The 22,028-nt window shown below is 63.7% G+C and carries 18 protein-coding genes and 1 CRISPR repeat array; of the genes, 5 read left to right on the top strand and 13 right to left on the bottom strand.

What is annotated here, in order from left to right; all coding sequences use genetic code 11:
- Position 1: 1 nt before the first annotated feature.
- The 5 genes from BLR77_RS09000 to BLR77_RS08980 all read right to left on the bottom strand — a co-directional run bounded on the left by BLR77_RS09000 (position 2) and on the right by BLR77_RS08980 (position 5,696).
- Positions 2–934: a carbohydrate ABC transporter permease gene (locus BLR77_RS09000; protein WP_074676904.1), complete on the bottom strand. Its 933-nt coding sequence runs from the start codon at positions 932–934 to the stop codon at positions 2–4.
- A 132-nt stretch (positions 935–1,066) separates the two neighbouring features.
- Complete coding sequence (locus BLR77_RS08995; protein ID WP_074676902.1) at positions 1,067–2,377, bottom strand: ABC transporter substrate-binding protein; 1,311 nt, start codon at positions 2,375–2,377, stop codon at positions 1,067–1,069.
- A 227-nt stretch (positions 2,378–2,604) separates the two neighbouring features.
- On the bottom strand, positions 2,605–3,510 hold the full coding sequence (locus BLR77_RS08990) for an AraC family transcriptional regulator (protein WP_074676900.1): 906 nt from the start codon (positions 3,508–3,510) through the stop codon (positions 2,605–2,607).
- Positions 3,511–3,572: 62 nt separating this feature from the next.
- Entirely contained in the window at positions 3,573–4,634 is a 1,062-nt protein-coding gene (locus BLR77_RS08985) for a PA0069 family radical SAM protein (RefSeq protein WP_074676898.1), read from the bottom strand.
- A 75-nt stretch (positions 4,635–4,709) separates the two neighbouring features.
- The gene (locus BLR77_RS08980; protein ID WP_074676896.1) at positions 4,710–5,696 is read right to left on the bottom strand and encodes a bile acid:sodium symporter family protein; all 987 of its coding nucleotides are present in this window, start codon (positions 5,694–5,696) and stop codon (positions 4,710–4,712) included.
- Between the two features lie 81 nt (positions 5,697–5,777).
- On the opposite strand from BLR77_RS08980, the gene BLR77_RS08975 reads away from it, so the two are divergent.
- Complete coding sequence (locus tag BLR77_RS08975; protein WP_074676894.1) at positions 5,778–6,569, top strand: AraC family transcriptional regulator; 792 nt, start codon at positions 5,778–5,780, stop codon at positions 6,567–6,569.
- Positions 6,570–6,651: 82 nt separating this feature from the next.
- Here the strand turns inward: BLR77_RS08975 and BLR77_RS08970 are convergent, their stop codons facing one another.
- Positions 6,652–6,939: a YheV family putative zinc ribbon protein gene (locus BLR77_RS08970; protein WP_074676892.1), complete on the bottom strand. Its 288-nt coding sequence runs from the start codon at positions 6,937–6,939 to the stop codon at positions 6,652–6,654.
- Positions 6,936–8,984: an oligopeptidase A gene (gene prlC / locus BLR77_RS08965; protein WP_074676890.1), complete on the bottom strand. Its 2,049-nt coding sequence runs from the start codon at positions 8,982–8,984 to the stop codon at positions 6,936–6,938. The genes BLR77_RS08970 and prlC overlap by 4 nt, the downstream gene beginning before the upstream one ends.
- A 121-nt stretch (positions 8,985–9,105) precedes the next feature.
- Between prlC and BLR77_RS08960 the strand changes: the two genes are divergently transcribed.
- Both BLR77_RS08960 and BLR77_RS08955 read left to right on the top strand, forming a co-directional pair.
- Complete coding sequence (locus BLR77_RS08960) at positions 9,106–9,648, top strand: gamma carbonic anhydrase family protein (RefSeq protein WP_074676889.1); 543 nt, start codon at positions 9,106–9,108, stop codon at positions 9,646–9,648.
- The gene (locus BLR77_RS08955; protein ID WP_074676888.1) at positions 9,645–10,142 is read left to right on the top strand and encodes a GNAT family N-acetyltransferase; all 498 of its coding nucleotides are present in this window, start codon (positions 9,645–9,647) and stop codon (positions 10,140–10,142) included. Before BLR77_RS08960 ends, BLR77_RS08955 begins: the two co-directional genes overlap by 4 nt.
- A gap of 126 nt (positions 10,143–10,268) precedes the next feature.
- A CRISPR array of direct repeats spans positions 10,269–11,437; the repeat unit is 28 nt; unit sequence TTTCTGAGCTGCCTATACGGCAGTGAAG.
- Between the two features lie 129 nt (positions 11,438–11,566).
- Here BLR77_RS08955 and cas6f read toward each other — a convergent pair.
- Genes cas6f through csy1 form a run of 4 tightly spaced genes read right to left on the bottom strand, consistent with a single transcriptional unit; the run spans position 11,567 to position 15,513 of the window.
- Positions 11,567–12,130: a type I-F CRISPR-associated endoribonuclease Cas6/Csy4 gene (gene cas6f, locus BLR77_RS08950; protein ID WP_074676886.1), complete on the bottom strand. Its 564-nt coding sequence runs from the start codon at positions 12,128–12,130 to the stop codon at positions 11,567–11,569.
- Between the two features lie 2 nt (positions 12,131–12,132).
- Positions 12,133–13,152: a type I-F CRISPR-associated protein Csy3 gene (gene csy3 / locus BLR77_RS08945; protein WP_074676885.1), complete on the bottom strand. Its 1,020-nt coding sequence runs from the start codon at positions 13,150–13,152 to the stop codon at positions 12,133–12,135.
- A 5-nt stretch (positions 13,153–13,157) separates the two neighbouring features.
- Positions 13,158–14,159, bottom strand: coding sequence for a type I-F CRISPR-associated protein Csy2 (csy2, locus tag BLR77_RS08940; RefSeq protein ID WP_074676883.1), 1,002 nt, complete (start codon positions 14,157–14,159; stop codon positions 13,158–13,160).
- Positions 14,152–15,513, bottom strand: a complete 1,362-nt coding sequence (gene csy1 / locus BLR77_RS08935) for a type I-F CRISPR-associated protein Csy1 (protein WP_074676881.1) — start codon at positions 15,511–15,513, stop codon at positions 14,152–14,154. The genes csy2 and csy1 overlap by 8 nt, the downstream gene beginning before the upstream one ends.
- A 276-nt stretch (positions 15,514–15,789) precedes the next feature.
- Between csy1 and BLR77_RS08930 the strand changes: the two genes are divergently transcribed.
- Together BLR77_RS08930 and BLR77_RS08925 are read left to right on the top strand one after the other, a co-directional pair.
- Positions 15,790–16,131 (top strand): helix-turn-helix transcriptional regulator, encoded by a 342-nt coding sequence (locus tag BLR77_RS08930; RefSeq protein ID WP_074676879.1) that lies wholly within the window; start codon positions 15,790–15,792, stop codon positions 16,129–16,131.
- Complete coding sequence (locus BLR77_RS08925; RefSeq protein ID WP_074676877.1) at positions 16,131–17,396, top strand: type II toxin-antitoxin system HipA family toxin; 1,266 nt, start codon at positions 16,131–16,133, stop codon at positions 17,394–17,396. The genes BLR77_RS08930 and BLR77_RS08925 overlap by 1 nt, the downstream gene beginning before the upstream one ends.
- Positions 17,397–17,567: 171 nt before the next feature.
- Here the strand turns inward: BLR77_RS08925 and cas3f are convergent, their stop codons facing one another.
- Positions 17,568–20,918, bottom strand: coding sequence for a type I-F CRISPR-associated helicase Cas3f (gene cas3f / locus BLR77_RS08920; RefSeq protein WP_074676875.1), 3,351 nt, complete (start codon positions 20,916–20,918; stop codon positions 17,568–17,570).
- The gene (gene cas1f / locus BLR77_RS08915) at positions 20,915–21,883 is read right to left on the bottom strand and encodes a type I-F CRISPR-associated endonuclease Cas1f (RefSeq protein ID WP_074676873.1); all 969 of its coding nucleotides are present in this window, start codon (positions 21,881–21,883) and stop codon (positions 20,915–20,917) included. The genes cas3f and cas1f overlap by 4 nt, the downstream gene beginning before the upstream one ends.
- Positions 21,884–22,028 lie beyond the last annotated feature (145 nt).

Below are 22,028 nucleotides of genomic sequence, written 5' to 3'. Positions count from 1 at the left end.
CTCACTGTTTATCGGTCAGGTTCTTGCCGATCATGCGGATCAGCACGATGGCGGCGATGTTGGCGATCACCACCGCGATCAGCCCGCCGGCCGAGGCCATGCCGACGTCGAACTGCAGCAGCGCCTGGGTGTAGATCAGGTAGGCGAGGTTGGTCGACTCGTAGCCGGGACCGCCGCTGGTGGTGGTGTAGATCTCGGCGAATACCGAGAGCAGGAAGATGGTCTCGATCATCACCACCACGGCGATCGGCCGGGCCAGGTGCGGCAGAGTGAGGTGCCAGAAGATGGCGATGGGGCCGGCGCCGTCCAGGCGTGCGGCTTCCTTCTGCTCCTGATCCAGCGACTGCATGGCGGTCATCAGGATCAGGATGGCGAACGGCAGCCACTGCCAGGACACGATCATGATGATCGAGAACAGCGGGTGGTGCGCCAGCCAGTCCACCGGCTGCGCGCCGAAGAACTGCCAGATGGCGGCGAGAATCCCCGATACCGGATGGAAGATCAGGTTCTTCCACAGCAGCGCGCTGACCGTGGGCATGATGAAGAACGGCGAGATCAGCAGCACCCGCACGATGCCACGGCCGAAGAACTCGTTGGCCTCCAGCAACGCGGAGATCAGCACGCCGAACACCACGCTGATCAGCAGCACGCTGCCCACCAGCAATACGGTATTGCCGGCGCCGGAGAGGAAAGCAGCGTCGGTGACGAAGTATTCGAAGTTCTCCAGGCCGACGAAATCGTTTTCGCCGGGGTACAGCAGGTTGTAACGGATCAGCGAGAAATAGACGGTCATGCCCAGCGGCACGATCATCCAGATCAGCAGCAGGGCCACCGAAGGGCTGACCAGAAACCAGCCGGGTGCCAGGCGCCGCGATTTACGCGGTGCCGGTGTGCTGGCCTGTGCGGCGGGGGTATCGATGGCCGGAGAATTCATCATGCCTCCGAGGGCGAATGGGGGGTGGCGTTCCGCTTTAGCCCGTAGGGTGGGCTTCAGCCCACCACGAACTCACGGTGAAAACCCTGGTGGGCTGAAGCGGAACGCCGCCCGGCCCACCCTACAAAATGGCTACTTCGGATACCCGGCGCGCTTCATTTCCCGCTCGGTGCTCTGCTGTGCGGCCTGCAGGGCCTGCTGCGGTTGCATCTGCCCGGTCAGGGCAGCGGTGAACAGCTTGCCGACGCTGGTGCCGATGGCCTGGAACTCGGGGATGGTCACCAGCTGGATGCCCACGTAAGGCACCGGCTTGGCGCTGGGGTCGGTCGGGTCGGCCTTCTTCAGCGAATCCAGGGTGACCTTGGCGAACGGCGCGGCCTGCATGTAGGCCTCGCTGTAGGTCGAGGCGCGGGTGCCCGGCGGCACGTTGGCCACGCCATCCTTCTCGGCGACCAGTTCGGCATAGGCCTTGGAGGTGGCCCAGGCGCTGAAAGTCTTGGCGGCGTCCTTGGCCTTGGAGCTGGTGGGAATCGCCAGGGCCCAGGAGTACAGCCAGGAGGCGCCCTTGTCGGTGACCTGGGTCGGCGCGAAGGTGAAGCCGACGGCATCGGCGACCTTGCTTTGCGAGGTATCGGTGACGAAGGAGCCGGCGACGCTGGCATCGACCCACAGCGCGCACTTGCCGCTGTTGAACAGCGCCAGGTTCTCATTGAAACCGTTGCTGGAGGCGCCGGGCGGGCCGTATTTCTTCATGTTGTCGACGTAGAAGTTCAGCGCGTTCTGCCACTCGCTGCCGGTGAATTCCGGCTGCCACTGCTCATCGAACCAGCGCGCGCCATGGGCGTTGGCCAGGGTGGTGATCAGCGCCATGTTCTCGCCCCAGCCGGCCTTGCCGCGCAGGCACAGGCCGTACTGGCCCTTGTCCGGCTGGTGCAGCTTGCCGGCGAATTCGGCCATCTGCTCCCAGGTCGGTTGCTCGGGCATTTCCAGACCGGCCTGCTCGAACAGATCCTTGCGGTAATAGGTGATCGAGGCTTCGGCATAGAACGGCAGGGCGTACAGCGTGCCCTTGACGGACAGGCCTTCGCGTACCGAAGGGAAGACGTCGTCGAGGTCATAGTCGGCCGGCAGTTCGGTCATCGGCTCCAGCCAGCCCTTCTCGCCCCACAGCGCCGCTTCGTACATGCCGATGGTGAGCACGTCGAACTGGCCGCCCTGGGTGGCGATATCGGTGGTCAGGCGCTGGCGCAGCACGTTCTCCTCGAGCACCACCCACTTCAGGCGGATGTCGGGGTTCTGTTCTTCGAAAGTCTTGGCGAGCCGCTGCATGCGGATCATGTCGCTGTTGTTGACCGTGGCGATGGTCAGGGTTTCGGCGCCCTGGGCGACCACGGTGAGAGACAGGCAAGAGGCTGCAACGAGGGCTTTGATCGAGTTGTTCATGGTTGTGAACTCCTCTCCCGCGCCTGTACGGCTGCGGAAGAACGTTATTGTTTTTGTTTAGCTCGGGCCGGATTACACCCCCGCAGGCCTGCACGAACAAATCCTTGAGCGCACAGTGATCGATACTTTTTTGCACTGCCTGTGCAGCGAGAAACCGGCGCGGCAAGGGGTGTAGCTCTCTGGCATCAGGGGTGTAGAGGAGGTCGGGGTAGAGGGTGGCTGCTGATTCAGTACAGGTTTTGCTCGGTCAGGCGCTGCACCGCCAGCTTGCGATAACCCGAGGGGGTCATGCCCTTGAGCTGCTGGAAACGGCGGTTGAAGTTGGAAATGTTGCTGAAGCCGGACTCGAAGCACACGTCGGTCACCGGCTTGTCGCTCTTGCTCAGCAGCTCGCAGGATTTGCTCACCCGCAGGCGATTGACGAACTCGACGAAACCACGTCCGGTGGCCTGCTTGAAGAAGCGCGAAAAGTAGGTGGTGGTCATGCCCAGGTGCTCGGCGACTTCCTCCTGGCTGATGCCCTGCGCGTAGTGCTGGAAGATGTAGTCCACCGCCCGGTTGATGCGCTCGACATGTTGCTCGTCGCCCAGCTCCGAAGAGGTCACGGCCGAGAGCAACTGGTAATCCTCGCTGCCAGCGAGCAGCTCCATGAGGATGAAGAAATGGCCCAGGCGGGTGATGCCGCGGCTACTGGCGATCTTGCCCATCAGTACGCCGGCTTCGCGAATCAGTTGCGGGTCGCGGAACTCGATGCCGAACTGCGCGCGGGCCAGCAACGGCTGCAGGCTCTTCAGCTCTGCGAACACCGCGGTGCCGCTCTCCAGTACTTCATCGGTGAAGTTGACCAGCATGTCGCGGGTTTCCACCACCTCGCCGTCCTCGACCTGGCTGATCCAGTTGTGCGGCAGGCCGGGGCCGGTGAGGAACAGGGTATAGGGGGAGAAATTGCCGATGTAGTCGCCGATGAATACCTTGCCGGAGCTGGCGACGATCAGGTGCAGCTCGTATTCCTTGTGGAAGTGCCAGCGCACCAGCGGCGAGGGAAAGCCGTGCTGGCGGTAGATCAGCGAATGGCCTTCATGGTCGTCCATCAGTTCGTAGGACGGGTCGGCTACGCGGGATGTGCGGGTCATGGTCGTCGTCGGTCAATGCCTCGGGTCGCCCCCGTTTTAACATATCGAGACGTGCTGCCAAGTCAGAGCAGGCTCAATTGCGCACCCGGCGGGCAGAACTGCGAACAGTCCAGCACCACGCTACCGCGCTGATCCAGGCCGAGCTTGCGCCGCGCCAGGCGAAAGCGCTGCTCCAGCAGATCGGCGAACTGGCCCTCGCCACGCATGCGGCTGCCGAAGCGGCTGTCGTAGTTCTTGCCGCCACGACTCTGGCGAATCAGGCTCATCACATGGGCGGCGCGATCCGGAAAGTGCACCTGCAGCCATTCCTCGAACAATCCGGCGATCTCCAGTGGCAGGCGCAGCAGCACGTAGCCGGCCGAACGGGCGCCGGCGTCACGGGCAGCTTCCAGTAGCGCTTCCAGCTCCATGTCGTTGATCTGCGGAATCATCGGCGCGCAGATGGCGCTGACCGGTACACCCGCTTCGTGCAGGGTGCGCATGGCACGCAGGCGCGCCGCTGGGGCGGCAGTGCGCGGCTCCATGATGCGTTTCAGTTCGTCATCCAGGGTGGTCAGGCTGAAGGCCACGCTGACCAGGTTGTGCCTGGCCAGCTCGCTGAGCAGGTCGAGGTCACGCAGGATCAGCGAGCCCTTGGTGATGATGTGCAGCGGGTGCTTGTAGCGCAGCAGGATTTCCAGGGCCTGGCGGGTCAGGCGCTGTTCGCGTTCGATGGGCTGGTAGGCGTCGGTGTTGATGCCAAGGGCGATGGGCTGCGGCATGTAGCCGGGCTTCTGCAGCTGCTCTTCGAGGCGCTCGGCCAGGTTGGTCTTGGCGATCAGGCGGGTTTCGAAGTCGATGCCCGGCGACATGTCCCAGTAAGCGTGAGTTGGCCTGGCGAAACAATAAATGCAGCCGTGCTCACAGCCACGGTAGGGGTTCACCGAACGGTCGAAGCCGACATCCGGTGAGTTGTTGCGGGTGATCGCCGTCTTCGCCTGCTCCTTGCGCACTTCGGTGGCGCGGCTCAGTGGGGTCTCGTCCTGATACCAGCCGTCGTCTTCCTGCTCCGAACGGGTCGGCGCATAGCGGTTGTGCGGGTTGCTGGCGGTGCCACGGCCACGTGGCGGCAGGCTGAAGGACATGCTCGGACTCCAAATATACTGTATAAAAATACAGTTATCTGGGGCCTGAGCAAGTCCCTTCTGTCGCGGCGCCGATCAAACGGCCGCGATCTGCGGTGTTTCCTCGCGCTTGGCGTAACGCTGCGCCAGCACCGCGCAGACCATCAGCTGGATCTGGTGGAACAGCATCAGCGGCAGGATCAGCACGCCGATGGCGCTGCCGGCGAACAGCACCTGGGCCATGGGCACGCCGGTGGCCAGGCTCTTCTTCGAGCCGCAGAAGAGGATGGTGATGCGGTCTTCCAGGCTGAAACCCAGCCATTTGCCCAGCAGGTGGGTCAGCACCAGAGCCAGGGCCAGCAGTACGCAGCAGGCAAAGGTCACTGCCAGTAGGGTGGTCAGCGGCACCTGCTGCCACAGGCCGCCAATCACCGCGGCGCTGAAGGCGGTGTAGACCACCAGCAGGATCGAACTCTGGTCGACGTATTTCAGCCAGCTCTTGTTCTGGTTGACCCAGCCGCCGATCCAGCGCTGGGCGATCTGGCCGAGCACGAACGGCAGCAGCAGTTGCAGGCTGATCTTGCCGATAGCATCGAGGGTCGAGCCGTTGTCGCCCTGCACGCCCATCAGCAAGGCGACCAGGAGTGGGGTGACGAAGATACCGAGCAGGCTGGAGGCCGCCGCGCTGCAGATAGCCGCCGGGATATTGCCGCGCGCCAGCGAGGTGAAGGCGATGGCCGATTGCACGGTGGCCGGCAGGGCGCAGAGATAGAGCATGCCCAGATACAGCTCCGTGCCCAGCAAAGGCTGCAGCGCCGGCTTGAGCGCCAGGCCGAGCAGCGGGAAGAGAATGAAGGTGCAGGCGAACACCAGCAGGTGCAGACGCCAGTGCCCGGCGCCGGCGAGTATCGCCTGGCGCGACAACTTGGCGCCGTGCATGAAGAACAGCAGGGCGATGGCCAGGTTGGTGATCCACTCGAAGACCGTCGCGATCTGACCGCTGGCGGGCAGCAGCGTGGCCGCGAGCACAACGGCGAGCAGGGTCAGGGTGAAATTGTCGGGCAGCAGGCGGCGCAGGAACATGGCAAATCTCGGACTTGCGATACAGGAGGGCGCCAGACTATCGTCGTCGAAAATTTCCGGCTAACGCCAAAGAGCCAGCAAGTGTCGCCAAACAGACATCCTGCCACCCTGCATCGCAGCCTGCCCGAGTTGCCGCGCCTGCCCCGGCCGCTCTATGGCCGCACCGAATCGCTGACCAACCGCGCCCTGACCTTCCGCCATACCCACCCCTGGGTGCAGCTGTCGTACGCCATCGCCGGGGTGCTCGAGGTGCAGACGGCTGGCGCCCGCTTCGTCGCTCCGCCGCAGCGGGCGGTGTGGGTGCCGGCGGGTGTCGAGCATCAGGTATTCAGCTCGCCACGCACCGAGATGCGCAGTTTGTACATCGACGGCAGTGCGGTGCCCTGGGGGCCAGACGAGTGCCGGGTGCTGGCGGTCAGCCCGTTGCTGCGCGAGCTGATTCGTGGTTTCAGCGCGCTGCCGGCCGAATACGACGAGCAGGGCGCGCCGGGGAGATTGGCGGCGGTGTTGCTGGACGAACTGCGGGCTGCACCAGACGTCGAGTTGATGCTGCCGCTGCCACAGGACGCGCGGCTGCGCGAGGTGTGCCAGGGGCTGGAGGATGCGACGCTGCGCCAGCTTGGCCTGGGCGAATGGGGCGGGCGCCTGGGCGTCTCGGAAAAGACCCTGAGCCGGCTGTTCCTGCGTGAGACGGGCCTGAGTTTCCGCGTCTGGCGCCAGCGACAACGCCTGCTCGATGCGCTGGCCCCACTGGAGCAGGGCGAACGCGTCACCGACGTGGCGCTGGCCTGCGGCTATGACTCGCTATCGGCTTTTATCGCCGCTTTTCGCCGCCAGTTCGGCGCGACGCCGGGTGAGTTCTTTCGCGAGTAGCCTATCGTGCGGCCGTTGCGTAGCCCGGATGCAATCCGGGGCAGTGTGCCAGGCATTCCCCGTATTGCATCCGGGCTACACGTTATTCCTTCGGCTTTTTCAGCTTCGGGTTGGGGAAGAACTGCACGGCCTGCACATTGGGGTCGGCCGCCTTGGGTTTAAGACCACTGACATTGACCCGTGTGGGGATCTCCTTGGGTACCGAGTTGCCGCGCGCGTCGAGGGTGTCGGCATAGCCGCAACGGACGCATTCGCGATGCGGCACGCCGTCGACGTTCCACATCTTGATGCTGTCGGTTTCGCTGCACGCCGGGCACACGGCGCCGGCGATGAAGCGTTTCGGGGTGCTGTTCACAGGCGCATCGCTCATGCGGCCTCCTGGCTCAGGCCGAGGTGGCGCAGCAGCGCATCGATGCTTGGCTCACGGCCACGGAAGTCGACGAACAGCACCATCGGCTCCTGCGAACCGCCACGGGCGAGGATCGCTTCGCGGAAGGCGCGGCCGGTCTCGGCGTTGAACACGCCTTCTTCCTCGAACTTCGAGAAGGCGTCGGCGCTGAGCACCTCGGCCCACTTGTAGCTGTAGTAACCGGCCGCATAGCCGCCCGCGAAGATGTGCGCGAAGCCGTTGGCGAAGCGGTTGTAGGCCGGCGGACGCAGCACCGAGACTTCGCGACGCACGCCTTCGATCACGTCCAGCACGCTGCGACCGTCACCGTGGGTAGCGTGCAACTCGAAGTCGAACAGCGAGAACTCCAGCTGGCGCACCATCATCAGGCCGGACTGGAAGTTCTTCGCCGCCAGCATCTTGTCCAGCATGGCCTGCGGCAGCGCCTCGCCGGTCTGGTAATGGCCGGAGATCAGCGCCAGGCCTTCCGGCTCCCAGCACCAGTTCTCCATGAACTGGCTCGGCAGCTCGACTGCATCCCAGGCCACGCCGTTGATGCCCGAGGCGCCGGCGTGCTCGACGCGGGTCAGCAGGTGGTGCAGGCCGTGGCCGAATTCGTGGAACAGCGTGGTGACCTCGTCGTGGGTCAGCAGCGCCGGTTTGCCGCCGACCGGCGGGGTGAAGTTGCACACCAGGTTGGCCACCGGGGGGATCAGCTTGCCCTGGGCGTCGCGGCGCTTGTCGCGGGCGCCGTCCATCCAGGCGCCGCCGCGCTTGTTGGCGCGGGCATAGAGGTCGAAGAAGAAGCGGCCGACGTGCTGGCCGTTCTCCTGAATCTCGAACAGGCGCACATCCGGGTGCCAGGTGTCGAAGTCTTGCAGCTCGCGGATCTCGATGCCGTAGAGCTTCTGCACGATGGCGAACAGGCCGGTCAGCACCTTGTCCACCGGGAACCAGGCGCGCACTTCTTCCTGGGCGATGCTGTAGCGCTGCTGACGCAGGCGCTCGCTGTAGTAGCCGACGTCCCAGCTTTGCAGATCATCCAGCCCCTGCTCGGCGGCGAAGGCCTTGAGTTCGGCCAGATCCTGCTCGGCGAACGGTTTGCTGCGCACCGCCAGGTCACGCAGGAAACTCAGCACCTGGTCGGTGTTCTCGGCCATCTTGCTGGCCAGGCTCAGCTCGCTGTAATGGGCGAAACCGAGCAGGCGCGCCAGCTCCTGGCGCAGGTCGAGAATCTCGGCCATCAGCGGGCCGTTGTCGTTCTGCCCGGCGTTCGGCCCCTGGTCGGAGGCGCGCGTGCAGTAGGCGGTGTACACCTCTTCGCGCAGAGCGCGGTCGTCGGCGTAGGTCATCACCGCGTAGTAGCTGGGGAATTCCAGGGTGATCAGCCAGCCGTCCAGGCCCTTGGCCTCGGCGGCCTGCTGCATCTGCGCCTTGGCCGAGTCGGTCAGGCCGCTCAGCACGGCTTCGTCGGTGACGTTCTTGGTCCAGGCCTGGGTGGCGTCGAGCAGCTGGTTGGAGAACTTGCTGGTCAGCTCGGACAGGCGCATCTGGATCTCGCCGTAGCGCTTCTGCTGCTCGGCAGGCAGGTCGATACCGCTCAGGCGGAAATCACGCAGGGCGTGTTCGAGGATGGTCTTCTGCGCTACGTCGAAATTGGCGGCTGCCGGGCTCTTGGCCAGCGCATCGTAGGCCTCGAACAGCGGCTTGTTCTGGCCCATCTCGGTCCAGTATTCCGACAGCTTGGGCAGGCAGGCCTCGTAGGCCGCGCGCAGCTCGGCGCTGTTGCACACGGCGTTGAGGTGGCTCACCGGGCTCCAGGAGCGGCCCAGGCGCGCGCCCAGTTCGTCCAGGGCCAGCACCAGGCCATCCCAGCTCGGATTGGCCTGCTGCTGTTCGAGCAGTCTGGCGATGGCGGCGCGGCTGTCGGCGAGGATCTGGTCGACGGCGGGCTCGACGTGTTCCGGTTTGATCTGCGAATAGGGCGGCAGGTCGAAGTCTTGCAGCAGGGGATTGTTTGCGGTCACGACGAGGCACCTGTGGCAAATGAAGGAAGGCAAAAGCCGGGAAAATCCCGGGGCCATTGCAGTCGATATGGGGGGCATCTTAATTACAATCAAGCTTTCCCGCAGCTCAGGAGCTTCTATCGTGGCGATTCGCAAATACCAGCAGCACGTTCCACAACTGGGCGAGCGCGTATTCATCGACGCTTCTGCCGTGGTCATCGGCGATGTCGAACTGGGCGAGGACAGCTCGGTCTGGCCGATGACCGTGATCCGTGGCGACATGCACCGCATCCGCATCGGCGCGCGTACCAGCGTGCAGGACGGCAGTGTGCTGCACATCACCCACGCCGGGCCGTTCAACCCGGACGGCTATCCGCTGATCATCGGCGATGAGGTGACCGTCGGGCACAAGGTCACCCTGCATGGCTGCACCCTGGGCAGCCGTATTCTGGTCGGCATGGGCAGCATCGTCATGGACGATGCGGTGGTCGAGGACGAGGTGATCATCGGTGCCGGCTCCCTGGTGCCACCGGGCAAGCGCCTGGAAAGCGGCTACCTGTACGTCGGCAGCCCGGTGAAACAGGCGCGCCCGTTGACCGACAAGGAGCGCAACTTCTTCAGTTACACGGCGGGCAACTACGTGAAACTCAAGGATCTGCACCTGGCCGAAGGCTACGACCAATGAGCGATGAGCTGATCATTCGCACCATCGAGGCGGCCGATTTCGACCAGGTCTGGCCGATCATCCGTGACGTGGTGCAGGCGCAGGAAACCTACGCCTTCGACCCAAACATGGATCGTGAAACGGCCTGGAAAACCTGGGTGGAGCTGCCGCGCGCCACCTTCGTTGCCGAGCAGGGCGGGCAGATTCTCGGCACCTACTACATCAAGGCCAATGCGGCCGGGCCGGGCGATCATGTATGCAACTGCGGCTACATGACCGCGCCGGCCGCACGCGGGCGTGGCATCGCCAGCCGGCTCTGCCTCCATTCGCTGGAGGTAGCGCGCGAGATGGGTTTCAGCGCCATGCAGTTCAACCGCGTGGTGGCCACCAACGGCATTGCCGTGGCGCTGTGGCAGAAGCACGGCTTCGCCATCGTCGGTACCCTTCCCAAGGCCTACCGCCATGCCCGCCATGGGCTGGTCGATTGCCATGTGATGTTTCGTAGCCTGGCCTGAGCCTGTGGTTGCTGTAGGAGCGAATTTCTTCGTGGTTTCACGACCCGTTCACGAACGGTTGGGGCGGCCATGGGCTGCCTATGCGGCAGTGAAGCTGCCACGTCTGCTGGCTGACGCCGGCAAAGGTTTCTGAGCTGCCTATACGGCAGTGAAGGGCGTATTAGGGTGGCGTCACCTTCTTCGAGTTTTCTGAGCTGCCTATACGGCAGTGAAGATCGAGCAGCGCATCTCTCTCGACGAGCTGTTCTTTCTGAGCTGCCTATACGGCAGTGAAGGACCGCGTAGAGCACATGACCATGTGCACCGATTTCTGAGCTGCCTATACGGCAGTGAAGCGGCTCGGCCATATCGTGGCGCCACTGGAGAATTTCTGAGCTGCCTATACGGCAGTGAAGTCGGACATGATCAATCCTCGCTATGTGTGCGTTTTCTGAGCTGCCTATACGGCAGTGAAGCAGGCGGCGCCTGCCAGTCGAGCGATGGGAGTTTTCTGAGCTGCCTATACGGCAGTGAAGCTCGCCCAACTCTGACCAGGCGAGCATATCGATTTCTGAGCTGCCTATACGGCAGTGAAGGAGCGCCTGCGTCGTCTGATGGGCGATGGGTATTTCTGAGCTGCCTATACGGCAGTGAAGCAGCTCGACCGCGCGCAGCAGGCCGAGATCGATTTCTGAGCTGCCTATACGGCAGTGAAGGGAACGAGCATCAGAAGGCGCGCAACCGTGCCTTTCTGAGCTGCCTATACGGCAGTGAAGTGGTGTTGCCGATAGGCGCATCGGTCCAGTTCTTTCTGAGCTGCCTATACGGCAGTGAAGTCCGTGGACATAGCTTCGCCCTCCAGGGCGCTTTTCTGAGCTGCCTATACGGCAGTGAAGCCTGCGTCGGCCAGGTGTCTTTCTCCAGTTGATTTCTGAGCTGCCTATACGGCAGTGAAGCGCAACAGCGACGGTGGGTGGGTCAGCTATCATTTCTGAGCTGCCTATACGGCAGTGAAGTCGATGCCCAGCGCTCGGCAGGCGGCGATGGCTTTCTGAGCTGCCTATACGGCAGTGAAGCCTCATGAGCGCAGCCCTAGACCTTTTCCAGTTTTCTGAGCTGCCTATACGGCAGTGAAGTTGAGGTCGCGGCTAACATCAATGCTTTTGTTTTTCTGAGCTGCCTATACGGCAGTGAAGAGCTACATCAAAAGCGAGTGCCCGCGCGGGATTTTCTGAGCTGCCTATACGGCAGTGAAGGAACTCAAGCGGCGGCGCGGCGCTCTCCAAGTTTTCTGAGCTGCCTATACGGCAGTGAAGTAGAACCATAAAGCCGTAACACCTTGCTCGGCAAAGCGGGTTTGGCTTTTTACTGCGATTGACCCTCTTTTTGAGCAATTTTTTAAGCTATTGATTTTTAAAGAGTCTTTCTTTATCCCGAAAAAAGGGTCAGAACCAGGGGACGCTGGCCTTGGCGCTGAGGCCGTAGGCGCCGAAGGTACCGGGGGTTGGGGCGTCGAGTAGCGGGCCGTGGCGGATAAACAGGCGGAAGCTGTGGCCGCTGCCTTTACTGCGCAAGGTGACGTAGGGCAGGTCGCAGCGTTTGCCGGCGCTGTCGGGGATGCGCTGGCGCGCCTCCGCCTCGTTGATGCCGTGACGCTTGATCAGGCGGCGGCGGGCGCGTTCCGGGTTGCTGTCCACCTGCACGCGGCTGACACAACGCCAGCGCACCTGCGCGGGGATCGGCGCCAGTTCACCCAGGGTCAGGTGGTCGCGCATTCCAGTGAGCCAGTTCAGGGCCATCAGCCGATCCAGCGCCTCGGCACTGCCATGCAGGCGCAGGCTGGCACCGAGGCTGTGGCTGGCGCTTTCCACATCCGGGAAACTGATGCCTACATCGGTACGGCGCAGGTCATGCAGGCCACGGTGCAGCTTGGCCAGCAGTGCGCTCATCAACTGCGTGGCCGGAAACTCCGGGTCGGGAAGCAGTTTCAGGTCGAGGTAGTGGTCCATGGCTAGCCCGCCTCACCGAAGACGCCACCGCGAATCAGGGTGGCCATGACGAAGTGCTGGTCACCGATGCTCGGCACTTTGTCCTTGAGCAGCCAGTTGTCCAGCAGGTTGTAGAAGTCCGCCTTGGCCTTGGGTTGGCGATAGGCACGACCTTCGGTGGTTACCGAACCGTAGGGTTCGACGGCGATGGGGCCGAGTTCGCCGGCGTCCGGATACCAGGTGTCGATGGTGCGCAGGGCATTGCCGAGCTTTTGCGAATGCATGCCGGCGACGCCGTTGATGTTGTACAGGGTCTTGCTCTTGTCGCCCTTGCCCCGGTCGAGGATCAGCTCCTGGGAAGGGAAAACCTCCTGGCCTGCGCCCATACGCACGTACGCGGTGATGCCCAGCAGCAGGTGACGCTCGCCACTCAGGCCTGCGGCGATCAGGCTGGCCAGTTCGTCCAGCGCCGTGGCCACCGGGCCGTTGGCGTCGAAGTTGCGCAGGGACAGGCCCAGGGCATCGAAGCTCCACTGCTGGGTGGCCTTGCCATCGACCAGATGAGCGATCTGCACCTCCACCTGTTCGGCGCCGATGCGGTTGCGCCAGAGGAAGCGGCCATTGGCCAGGTTGTGTGCGTAGCGACGTGCCAGTTCAGCGAAGCCGTGGCTGGCGACGTAGCCCTGCACGGTGTCCAGCAGCTTCTGTCGGTAGCTGGCATCGTTGCAGGCCGAGGGGGTGCCGGCGCCGCCGAGTACACGCAGGGTGAAGCTGACGCGTAGCGTGTCGGCGTTATGCGGCAGGGCGGCGACGTCGACGGTCTGCAGGTTGGGGTCTTCTATTTTCGCATCGAGCTTGGCCGGGTCCTGGTCCTTGGCCTTGAGGCGGTTGGAGATGGTGCCGCGCACGGATTTTTCCCGCACGGCGAGCGGCTGCCAGTTGTCGCGCGTCTGCCAGTCACCGGCATGAAACAGCGCATCGGAAGGGTCGAGCTTGCGCTCGAAGGCCAGGACGGAAGCAGTTTTCAGAGGGGCGGTGGTCATGATGGTCACTCCATGTCATCAGTGCAGAGGTTTTGGCTGTAGAGGTTGTGGCAGCGGTACAGGCCGGCCTCGGGATCGGCGCTGGCGTACCAGAGCAGGTCATCGACATCGCGCAGTCGGTGCGGGCTGAGCCATTGGCCGATGGAGTAGAGGCTTTCGACGAAACGCAGCGGGGTTTGCCCATCCCGTGCGTTGGCCACGCTGCCGGCTGCTTGCAGCGGGCCGAGGGCGCCATAGCCGACCGGGATCGGTACTAGCCAGCCGTTAGGCATTACACGCTGGACGCGCCACTCCACTTTGGCAGGCTGGGTTTCGCTGGCCGGGCGGGTTTCCTGGGCGCTGAGGTTCAGGCGTGAAAGATCAAGCCAGGCGTCGAGCAGGTTGGCGTTAGTATTTTCGTCACGCAGATGCTGCAGATGGGCCTGTAGCAGGTCGTCGCGGCTGACCAGTGCGAAGCCCGGCAGCCAGCGGCGACGCAGGCGGCGGAACTGCTTGCTGCGCTCCTCGCCTTGTGCCAAAGGCTCCAGTACCGGCTTGTGCTGCGGATCGAGGAATACGCTACCGCCGGCGATACGCATGCTGCCCAGCAGTTCGGCGATCTCACTGGCGATTTGCCGGCGCTGTTGCCAATCGCCCTGCACTGGGTCGTCCTGCCCGTCTTCGCTATAGCCACTGATGCCGAAGATCAGCGTGATGTCCAAGTGGATACGCCCCTCTTCGACGATGGCGGCGGTTTCACCGCGCTCGTTGACCGGGTTGCGGGTCAGGCGGAAGGCGCGTTGATAGCCCCCGGTGACCTGGGCCTCATGGTTGTGGCAGACCACCGCGACGCTGTCGAACATCAGGGCGAAGCGACCCTCGAACTTGCGCTCGACGGCCTGCATCAGGCCGATGAAAGCGCTGATGGCGGGGAAGCCCCAGGTCAGTGGGCTGGAGATGGCGTTGGCGTTTTGCACCCGCAGGTGGGGGACGATCAACAAGCCGTTGGAGGCGGGCAGTTCACTCATGTTCGGCCTCCAGGTCGCGTTGCTCGCGCTCGAATTGTTCGACCCAGGCCCGGTTCAGCCAGTCGAGGTCGAGCCACAGGGCATTGCTGCCAGCTTTTTTGGCCCAGTAACTGTTCTCCACATCGCCGACCGAGAGTTTGCTGACCAGCCGCGCATTGAGCCAGTTGGCGAACCGCTGGCGAATTTCCGCGAGCCACTCCATGCGTCGCCATTCGCTGGCGAAGATGGCGTCGTGCTCGGCGCGGCGAAAATCCAGCCACAGCTGCTCGGCACGGTTGAGGTTGCACTCGGGCCTGGTCGACCAGCCGGGCTCGAAGGCCCATAGCTCGGCGGCATACAGCAGCAGCTCGTCGATCAGCTCGGTGAGCAGTTCATCGCGGCTGTTGCGGGTATGCACATTCGGTGGCGGGCCGCTGAGCAGGAAGTCGCGAAGGTTGCGCACCAGTTCGGCCACCGCCGGGCGCTGGCCAAAGGCCGGGAAGATCGAGCCATCACGGGTGCGGATCGGCAGGCGTACGTCGCGCTGCTGCCAGTTTGGCGGCAGGGAGGCGAGCAGGTAGTTGTCGCCACGCCGCTCGCTGTTGAGCTGGGAGATGTTCTGCGGTTTGGTGCCACCGAGTTTCTGCACCGCCAGGTCGGGGTACTCGTGGATCACGCCAGGATGAAACTGCTTGTCGCGGCGTGCCTGGCGCGCTTCCTTGGCCGGCTCGCCGAAGCGATCCGCCTGGATGCCCTGGTAAGTCCGGTGTGCCAGCGAGCTGGCATACAGCGGCGCGAGCAGATGGAAGTGCGCATCGTTGCGTGGATCATCGCCCACCAGCCAGTACAACTGCTTGCCGTGGGTGTGGGAGGCCAGGCCGTCGCGGGCGCGGGTGATGCTGGTAAAGGCGGCGGCCAGGCTCCGGGCCTGTTCGGCATCGTCATGCAGCGCGGCGATAGCGTCGGCATCTGCGGCCAGCAGCAGGTCGAGCAGTGCCTGGCCGTCGTGTTCCAGCTTGAGCAGCTTGTAGACATCCAGCGCGGCGGCATTGCCCACCACATCGCCGGCAAAGTCGTCGCCCAGGCAATGGCTGCCGACCAACTGATGCTGGGGCAGCGCGCGTGGTAAACAGTAGAGGTTGGTGCCCTTGGCGTCCGGGTGAATCGCCTTGAGCGTATGGGTCACCGCCTGGATCTGTCCGGCACGGCGGGCGGCCTCTTCCAGCCAGGTGGCCGGTGCGTATTGGGCAAGCAGGGTGGTGTGCCTGGGGTCATCGTCGGCCAAGCCTTCGAGCTTGGTGGCTAAGCGTTCGGCGATAAAACCTTGGATAAGGCTGCGGATTTCGCTTTGTCGGTGTGTGGACGGGTCGTGCATAGCAGCGTGTCCTTGTGCTGGGAGGCAACACGAAAAGTAGCATTGTTTTGCCACTAATTTTGGCTGCCCGCCTGACTCAGACCGCTTGAGCCCTTTATGCTGCATTGGCTCTTAAAAGAAGCATTTATACTGCAAATAAATGCTTGTGAAGCTTATAAACTTCACTTACTAATGAAGCACATAAGCTTCGGATTGGTTTATTTGCATCATATAAGGCTCTTTTTATCCAATAGAGCCTTATATGCTGCACTCTGAATAGAGCGAGTGAGGTAGCCCATGCGCAGCACAGTGCTGACCCAGATCAAACGCCGACGCCTTCAACTCGGCCTGAAAGGCACGGACATGCCGTTGCGTGTGGGGCTCAATCGCCAGCAGTACGGCAAGATCGAAAAAGACGGCAACCCCAGCCTGGCCACCCTGGACAAGATCGCCGAGGGGCTCGACGCCACTCTCATGCTGATCCCCAAGGAGCTGGCGCGTCAGGTCGAGCAATTACTGGAGGCTGGCCCCGCCAAGGCGCAACAGAACTACGCCATGGACCGCTCGCCATCGTCTGCGCCTGGCGCGGGCGTCAAGGAAACCATCGAAGACCCTTGGCAAGACCTGGGTGACGACTGATGGCCGGCGAGCAGGTTTCGGCACTCAGGCTGACGCTGCATGGGCAGTTGGTGGGTTACGTGGCCGGCTATGCGCATAACCGCACGGTGTTGTCGCTGGCGCCGTCGTTTGTTGAGGATGCCAACCGCCCCGCGCTGACCCTGTCACTGGCCAACCCGGCCACCTTCGCGGCCCGTGCTGGCAAGAGTTTCCCGGTGGCGACCAACATGCAGTTGCACCCACTGCTGAGCAACCTGCTGCCCGAAGGCGCCCTGCGCCAACTGCTGGCCCAGCGCTTGAAGGTCCATGAGCACAACGAGTTTCCGCTGTTGGTACACCTGGGCGGCGACCTGCCCGGCGCCCTAATCGCCGAACCGGTTGCTGCCGAGGCCATCCCGGATGCGGCCTTTGGTGACCACGGACGGCTCGACCGGGTGGCAGTGGATGCCGTGGACCGGGTGGCGCATTTTTCCCTGGCCGGGGTGCAGATGAAGTTTTCCATGCACCAGCGCGATGGCCGTTACCAATTGGGGGATGCGGCGGCGCCCGGTGACTGGATCATCAAGACGCCTTCTACAGTGCATGCCCATGTACCGCTGAACGAGTACACCAGCATGCGCCTGGCGGAGCTGGCCGGCGTGGACATCCCGGAGATCCGCCTGGTGGAGCTGGACAAGCTCGAGCGCCTGCCGGAGATCAAGCTGCCCGACGAAGGCTATGCCTACGCCATCCGGCGTTTCGACCGGGCCGAGGGGCGGCGCGTGCATGCCGAGGACTTCGCTCAGGTGTTGTTCAGCTATGCCGCCGAGAAATACCAGAAGGCCAGTTACGAACAGATCGCTCGGCTGGTCTACCAGAACACTTACAACGGCCAGCGCGATGCGGTGCAGATGGCCGTGCGCCTGTTGGTCAATATCCTGCTGGGCAACGGCGATGCGCATTTGAAGAACTGGAGCATTCTCTACCCCGATGGCGTAAAACCCGTGCTGTCGCCGGCCTATGACATCCTCTTCACCAAGGCCTATATCCACGCTGAGCAGCACTACGCGCTGAATATGGCGCAGACCAAGCAGTGGTATGCGGTATCGCTCGAACACTTCCGCCGCTGGGCCAACCGCGCGGACCTGCCGGAGTCGCCGATTCTCTACAACCTTAAAGCTGCCATCGGCAAAGCCCGCGAGCTATGGCCGGCCGCGTTGCGCGACAGCCCGATGCAGGATGTGCACAAGGCCGCCCTGCGTGAGCATTGGCGGGCGTTGCATGGGGATTTTCGGATCGAGAGTTAGACTCGCCACGCAGGATGTAGGCGCGGATTCAATCGCGTTCCGCTGTGATAAGCGCGAACGAGGCAGGCCGTAGGGTGGGCAACGGGCAGCTTGCCCACCATGGCTCTGCCACTCGCCAGATAGCTTCCAATGGTGGATGAAAAAAGCGTCGGCTACGCCCCTGCATATGCTTCACCGACGCTTGGCAAACCCCAGCGCGGGGTGAAAGCGCCAGCCTCGCTCGCTCTCGGGCAGGTTGACGGTCCCGAAGCGTTTGGCGCACCCCTCCAGGCTCATGTCCAGCTCCTGCGCCAGTTCATCCAGCGCGCTGAGGTAGTCGGTTGTGCCCCAGGGGCTGATGCGCGGGCCGGCCAGTTCGCTGTCGGCGATGCGCTGGTGCAGGCTGTTTTCCACCAGCACGTAGATCTGTTCGTAGCGGCGCTGGCCGGGGTCGATGCGGTGCAACTGATAATCCTCGCCATCGTCGTCCGGCAGCAAGATCAGCTCGATCCTTGGCTGAGTGTCGAGGCGAAAGGGTTGCTGCTGCTGGGCCAAGGCAGTGAGGTGCAGCAGCGGCTGGCTCCAGCCGTCATGGGCGTTCATTTCGCGCGGCTGGCTGCTTTGCCGCCGCCGCTGGCGCTCAGACAGCGTGGTCGGGTCGGGTTCGGTGGGTTGCAGCATCCAGCCTTGCAGGCGCGCGTGTTCCAGGTCGACCAGATTACCCGTGGCGTCGAGTGGCGCGGGGCGCTCGAGAATGCGCGGGCGGGCGTCGATCTGTTGGTACTGCTCGGCCTCCAGCAGCTTGTCCAGGCGATGGGCGTTCAGCCGCCAGGAATGTTCCGTCTCGAAACCGGGTTTGCAGAAGGCTGGTTGGTCGCGCCGTTCGGCATGGCGCAGGTTGCTGTCGAATATCTGCACATTGGTTGCGCTCCAGGGCTCGGGGCGATGGCGCCGCACGCGACCTGCCAACTGAATCAGCGAGCGCATGGACGAGGGCTCGACCAGGGCCCAGTCGTAATCATGGTCGCGGCCCACTTCGGTCACGGGTGAGCCCAGCACGATGAAGAGTTGCTCTGGCTCGGCGTAATGCCGCAGGCGCTGGCGGATTTCCGGCAGGGCGAATACAGCTTCCGGCTGTTCACGTTGCAGGGTGGTATCCAGCCGGTTTTCGATGGCCGAGCGCAGCAGCAGCGGGAATTGCGAGTGATAGACGCACAGGTGGATGCGCATGCCCTCGGCGGCACCCTGGCGAAACAGGGCCAGCGCCACATCGAACAGGGGCTCGATATTGGCCATGCGTACCAGACCGAAACTCACGCGCTTGCCGCTGTGCGGATCGGTTGTAGCGTTGGCATTGTGCAGGCTTTGGGCGGCGGTCAGTATCTGTTCGGCGAAGGCCAGGCGAATCTCCTCCGGGCGTTGGCTGGCAAAGCGCAGGGGCTGCAGTTGCGCATGGCGGCGCGCTGGCTGTGCAGCGAGCCAGGTGTGGCGGCGCTGGGCAAAGTCCAGGTGGGCGGCGCTGAAACTGGCGCTGTCGCTACAGTCCAGGCGGCTTTGCCGCTGTTCATCGACCCAGGCACATGCGATGGCCGGCAGCTCGCCGGGACGTTCGCCACGATGGCGTTGGTATTCACTGCGCCCGGCGCTATAGGCCTCGAACAGCCCCTGGATCAGCGCGGGCGGCAAGGTGGCTGAGGACAGCAGAACACGGCTGCCGAGCAGCCCGGCCCAGTGCACTAGGCGCGCCAGGGCAGGCAGGTCCGCGATGTCGAAATCGTCCGGTTCGTCGAGTACCAGGTCGCCGCTCATCAGGCGCAGCATGGGGGCGATCTGCCGGCCGCCGCGCTGGCTTTCGGTGGCCGGGGTCAGGTGGTCGATGGTGCAGACCAGTACCGGCGCGACCAGCAGGGCGCGCACCTGGGGTTCATGGATCACTTTGTTGAGCAGGGGGTGGGCGTCCACATTACCGTCGAAGCGCACATGGCCATCGTCCTCGAACAGTGCCTGGCTGGAGGCTGAGCCACTGCGTTCGGCGAGGGCTTGCTGGTGCTCGAACAGCGTGCTGTTGGCCGTGCCACCGACGCGGATGGCCAGGTCGTCCTCGTCCAGGCGCAGGCGTTGGCGGAAGGCGCGCCCGGTTTGCAGGGTCAGGCTGCGCAGGCCAAGTGCGAAAGCACAGCGCATGCCGCGCTCGGGGTCGCTCAGGGCATACATGATGCGTGCATTGCCCAGGGTCTTGCCGCAACCGGTGGAGGCCATGTTGACGATGAAGGCGCCGTGCCGGGCAGCCTGTTCGCGCATGCCAGCGGCCAGATCGAAGGCCTTGTCCTGCCAGCGAAAGCGTTCGTTGCCGCTGCGCTTCTTCAGGCCCTTGTGCCGGCTCAGGCGTGGCAGGCTGCGCTCGAAGTCGGCCAGGCGGTGGCCGATCAGCCCGGCATTGGCCTCGACCCCAAGCAGGTGTTCGTCGAGGCCCTGGTTGAACTTGCCGCTTTTGCGCTCGGTATTGGCCCACAGTGGATAGCCCGCCTCGCCCTGCACCCGGCCCGGGCCGGTGAGGCTGGAGTAGTGATGATCGGCGAGCATCAGGTTCAGGCGTGCCAGGTGCATCAGATAGGGGCTGCCAAGCCAGTCTTGCTGCGGGCGGCGTGGTAGCAGGGCGAGCAGGCGTTGGGCCTGCTTGCTGGCCCGTTTGCGCCAGCGCTCGGTGGTCACTGGCAGGCCATGTGGGAAGTGCCAGTAAGGTTCGATCTGTGCCCTGTCCTGGGTGGCACAATGCTCGTTCCAACTGGCATCGATATCTCCTGGCAGGTTCTTCAGCATGCCGAGCTGGAAATGGCGAATCTTGCTGCCCAGGCGCGTGTCCTCGCTCGGCATCAGGGGTAGGCGATGATGGGTCAGTACCAGCCAGGCCAGTGCGGCGGCCAAGGGCGGTAGGTGGCGAAAGGGTTTGTCGCAGTCGGGGTCGAGGCCGTCGCGTTGCAGGCGGCTCAGCCAGGTGGCGTCATCCTGCGGGCTGGGGTTGGCCAGGCGTGCGAGCCATGCCGAGTCGTCGTCGTTGCCGACAAAGGCCTGGAACAGACGCAATGATGTCCATTCGTGACGGTACAGGTTGCGCTCCATGGGCGCGCCGGGTTTGAGGCGGTTCTGGAATGCCAGACTGGCTTTGCCCAGGTCATGCAGCAGCGCGGCCAGGGTGCTGAGCAGACGAAGATCCTCGGCGCTGTGCCAGTCGTTCTCATCACTTTTGCGCAGCACGTCGCGGCGGGTGGTATTGGTGGGCACCGCGCCCTGTACGTTGAAGCGGCTGGCATCGCCGACTATCCACAGCAGTTCGCTGTGGTCCTTGCCGCGAATCCAGTGACAGGCCACGGCGGTGTTGCGTCGGGCAGTCTTTTTCAGCAGCTTGCGCAGCGTATCCAGCCCGGCCTGGGTGATCGGTGTCTGCCAGGTGCGCTCGCCCCGTCGCTCGGCGAACTGGTCGAGGATGCGCCGGCTCTCCACCAGTGCCCGTTTGTCGCATTGGGCGATCAGCAGCACGTTCATGCGCCGACCTGTTCGGCCACGGCCTTGAGGGTGTCGATCATGAAGTCCAGCGACTCGCTGCGGGTCAGGTTCTCGATACAGGCCTGGCGAAACTCCTGCTCCTCGTCGCCGCGCACGGCGCTGACGAAGGCCTGCGGCAGAATGGTGGCGTCTTTCACCAGATCGGCCACGTCGAACACCAGGCCGCCACGCCGCGTCTTGCCGTGCAGCACGGCCAGGCCATGAGGGATGCCGAGCACCCAGGTGGCGCTGGCGGCCAGGCCGTAGGCCAGGTAGTTACCGTGGTCGAGAAAACGGTTGGCCGGGTCGCCGCCGGAGCCGTTCTTGGCACGGGTGAAGTCGCCGTAACTCACGGCTCGGGCGGCCAGGGCGAACAACTGCTTGCTCAGGCGGGCTTCTTCGGTGAGCAGGAAGGTGTTGTCCGGTGCCGCCACGATAGCGTGCTGCGAAGCGTCGAGGGCGTGCTCCAGGGCTGCGGTATCGACCTGAAAACCGGCGTCCTTGAGTGGTCGGCTGTGCAGCCAACTCCGGCGAATGCGTTGCAGACGCGCCAGTTGGAAGGCCTTGGCCGCTTCCAGGCGTTTGTCGTCATCGAACCAGAACTTCACCCACTTCTGCAGGTACTCGGTGGGGCGGTATTCACTCTGCGGCGAGAACCAGGCCACTTCCACATCCATCTCGTTGGCTGAAAACAGCGGCGTACCGCCACCGCCACAGAAGCCCACCAGTACACCGGCCTTGGCCAGCTCGCGCATCGCCGCCTGGGTGATCGAAGTGCCGGTGCCGAGCAGGATGGTGGTGGTGTTGGCGATGGGAATGTTCCAGTACAGCGACTGCTTGCCTGCATCGGTCACATACTCCACCCGCCCGCCGTTGACCAGCACCCGGCAGTGCTGCAGGTAGTACAGATTGGCGCGCTTTGAGTGAAGGATGGTCTTGAGGTCGGAGGGGCTGATGTCGTCCATGAAAGGCTCCTGAGGCAGTGCCTGCAGTTAAGTCCTTTTGGCTGTGGGTGCCAAGTGTTGGGCTGCCTACTCGGCAGTGAAGCGCCTGCGTCATGGGGTCGTCGCTGATCTGCTTTTCTGAGCTGCCTACTCGGCAGTGAAGCCG

The organism is Ectopseudomonas alcaliphila (genome assembly GCF_900101755.1).
In the GTDB taxonomy this organism is placed as follows: domain Bacteria; phylum Pseudomonadota; class Gammaproteobacteria; order Pseudomonadales; family Pseudomonadaceae; genus Aquipseudomonas; species Aquipseudomonas alcaliphila.
The sequence above is the reverse complement of the archived record's forward strand: the minus strand, read 5'-3'. Positions and strand labels throughout refer to the sequence as shown.

Coding starts and splice junctions, on each gene's coding strand:
- csy2 (WP_074676883.1), bottom strand. CDS start 14,159: ATGAGTGAACTGCCCGCCTCCAACGGCTTGTTGATCGTCCCCCACCTG.
- BLR77_RS08985 (WP_074676898.1), bottom strand. CDS start 4,634: ATGTCCTTCAGCCTGCCGCCACGTGGCCGTGGCACCGCCAGCAACCCG.
- cas1f (WP_074676873.1), bottom strand. CDS start 21,883: ATGGACGACATCAGCCCCTCCGACCTCAAGACCATCCTTCACTCAAAG.
- BLR77_RS08990 (WP_074676900.1), bottom strand. CDS start 3,510: ATGACCCGCACATCCCGCGTAGCCGACCCGTCCTACGAACTGATGGAC.
- BLR77_RS08955 (WP_074676888.1), top strand. CDS start 9,645: ATGAGCGATGAGCTGATCATTCGCACCATCGAGGCGGCCGATTTCGAC.
- BLR77_RS08980 (WP_074676896.1), bottom strand. CDS start 5,696: ATGTTCCTGCGCCGCCTGCTGCCCGACAATTTCACCCTGACCCTGCTC.
- BLR77_RS08930 (WP_074676879.1), top strand. CDS start 15,790: ATGCGCAGCACAGTGCTGACCCAGATCAAACGCCGACGCCTTCAACTC.
- BLR77_RS09000 (WP_074676904.1), bottom strand. CDS start 934: ATGAATTCTCCGGCCATCGATACCCCCGCCGCACAGGCCAGCACACCG.
- BLR77_RS08970 (WP_074676892.1), bottom strand. CDS start 6,939: ATGAGCGATGCGCCTGTGAACAGCACCCCGAAACGCTTCATCGCCGGC.
- cas3f (WP_074676875.1), bottom strand. CDS start 20,918: ATGAACGTGCTGCTGATCGCCCAATGCGACAAACGGGCACTGGTGGAG.
- BLR77_RS08995 (WP_074676902.1), bottom strand. CDS start 2,377: ATGAACAACTCGATCAAAGCCCTCGTTGCAGCCTCTTGCCTGTCTCTC.
- BLR77_RS08925 (WP_074676877.1), top strand. CDS start 16,131: ATGGCCGGCGAGCAGGTTTCGGCACTCAGGCTGACGCTGCATGGGCAG.
- csy1 (WP_074676881.1), bottom strand. CDS start 15,513: ATGCACGACCCGTCCACACACCGACAAAGCGAAATCCGCAGCCTTATC.
- csy3 (WP_074676885.1), bottom strand. CDS start 13,152: ATGACCACCGCCCCTCTGAAAACTGCTTCCGTCCTGGCCTTCGAGCGC.
- cas6f (WP_074676886.1), bottom strand. CDS start 12,130: ATGGACCACTACCTCGACCTGAAACTGCTTCCCGACCCGGAGTTTCCG.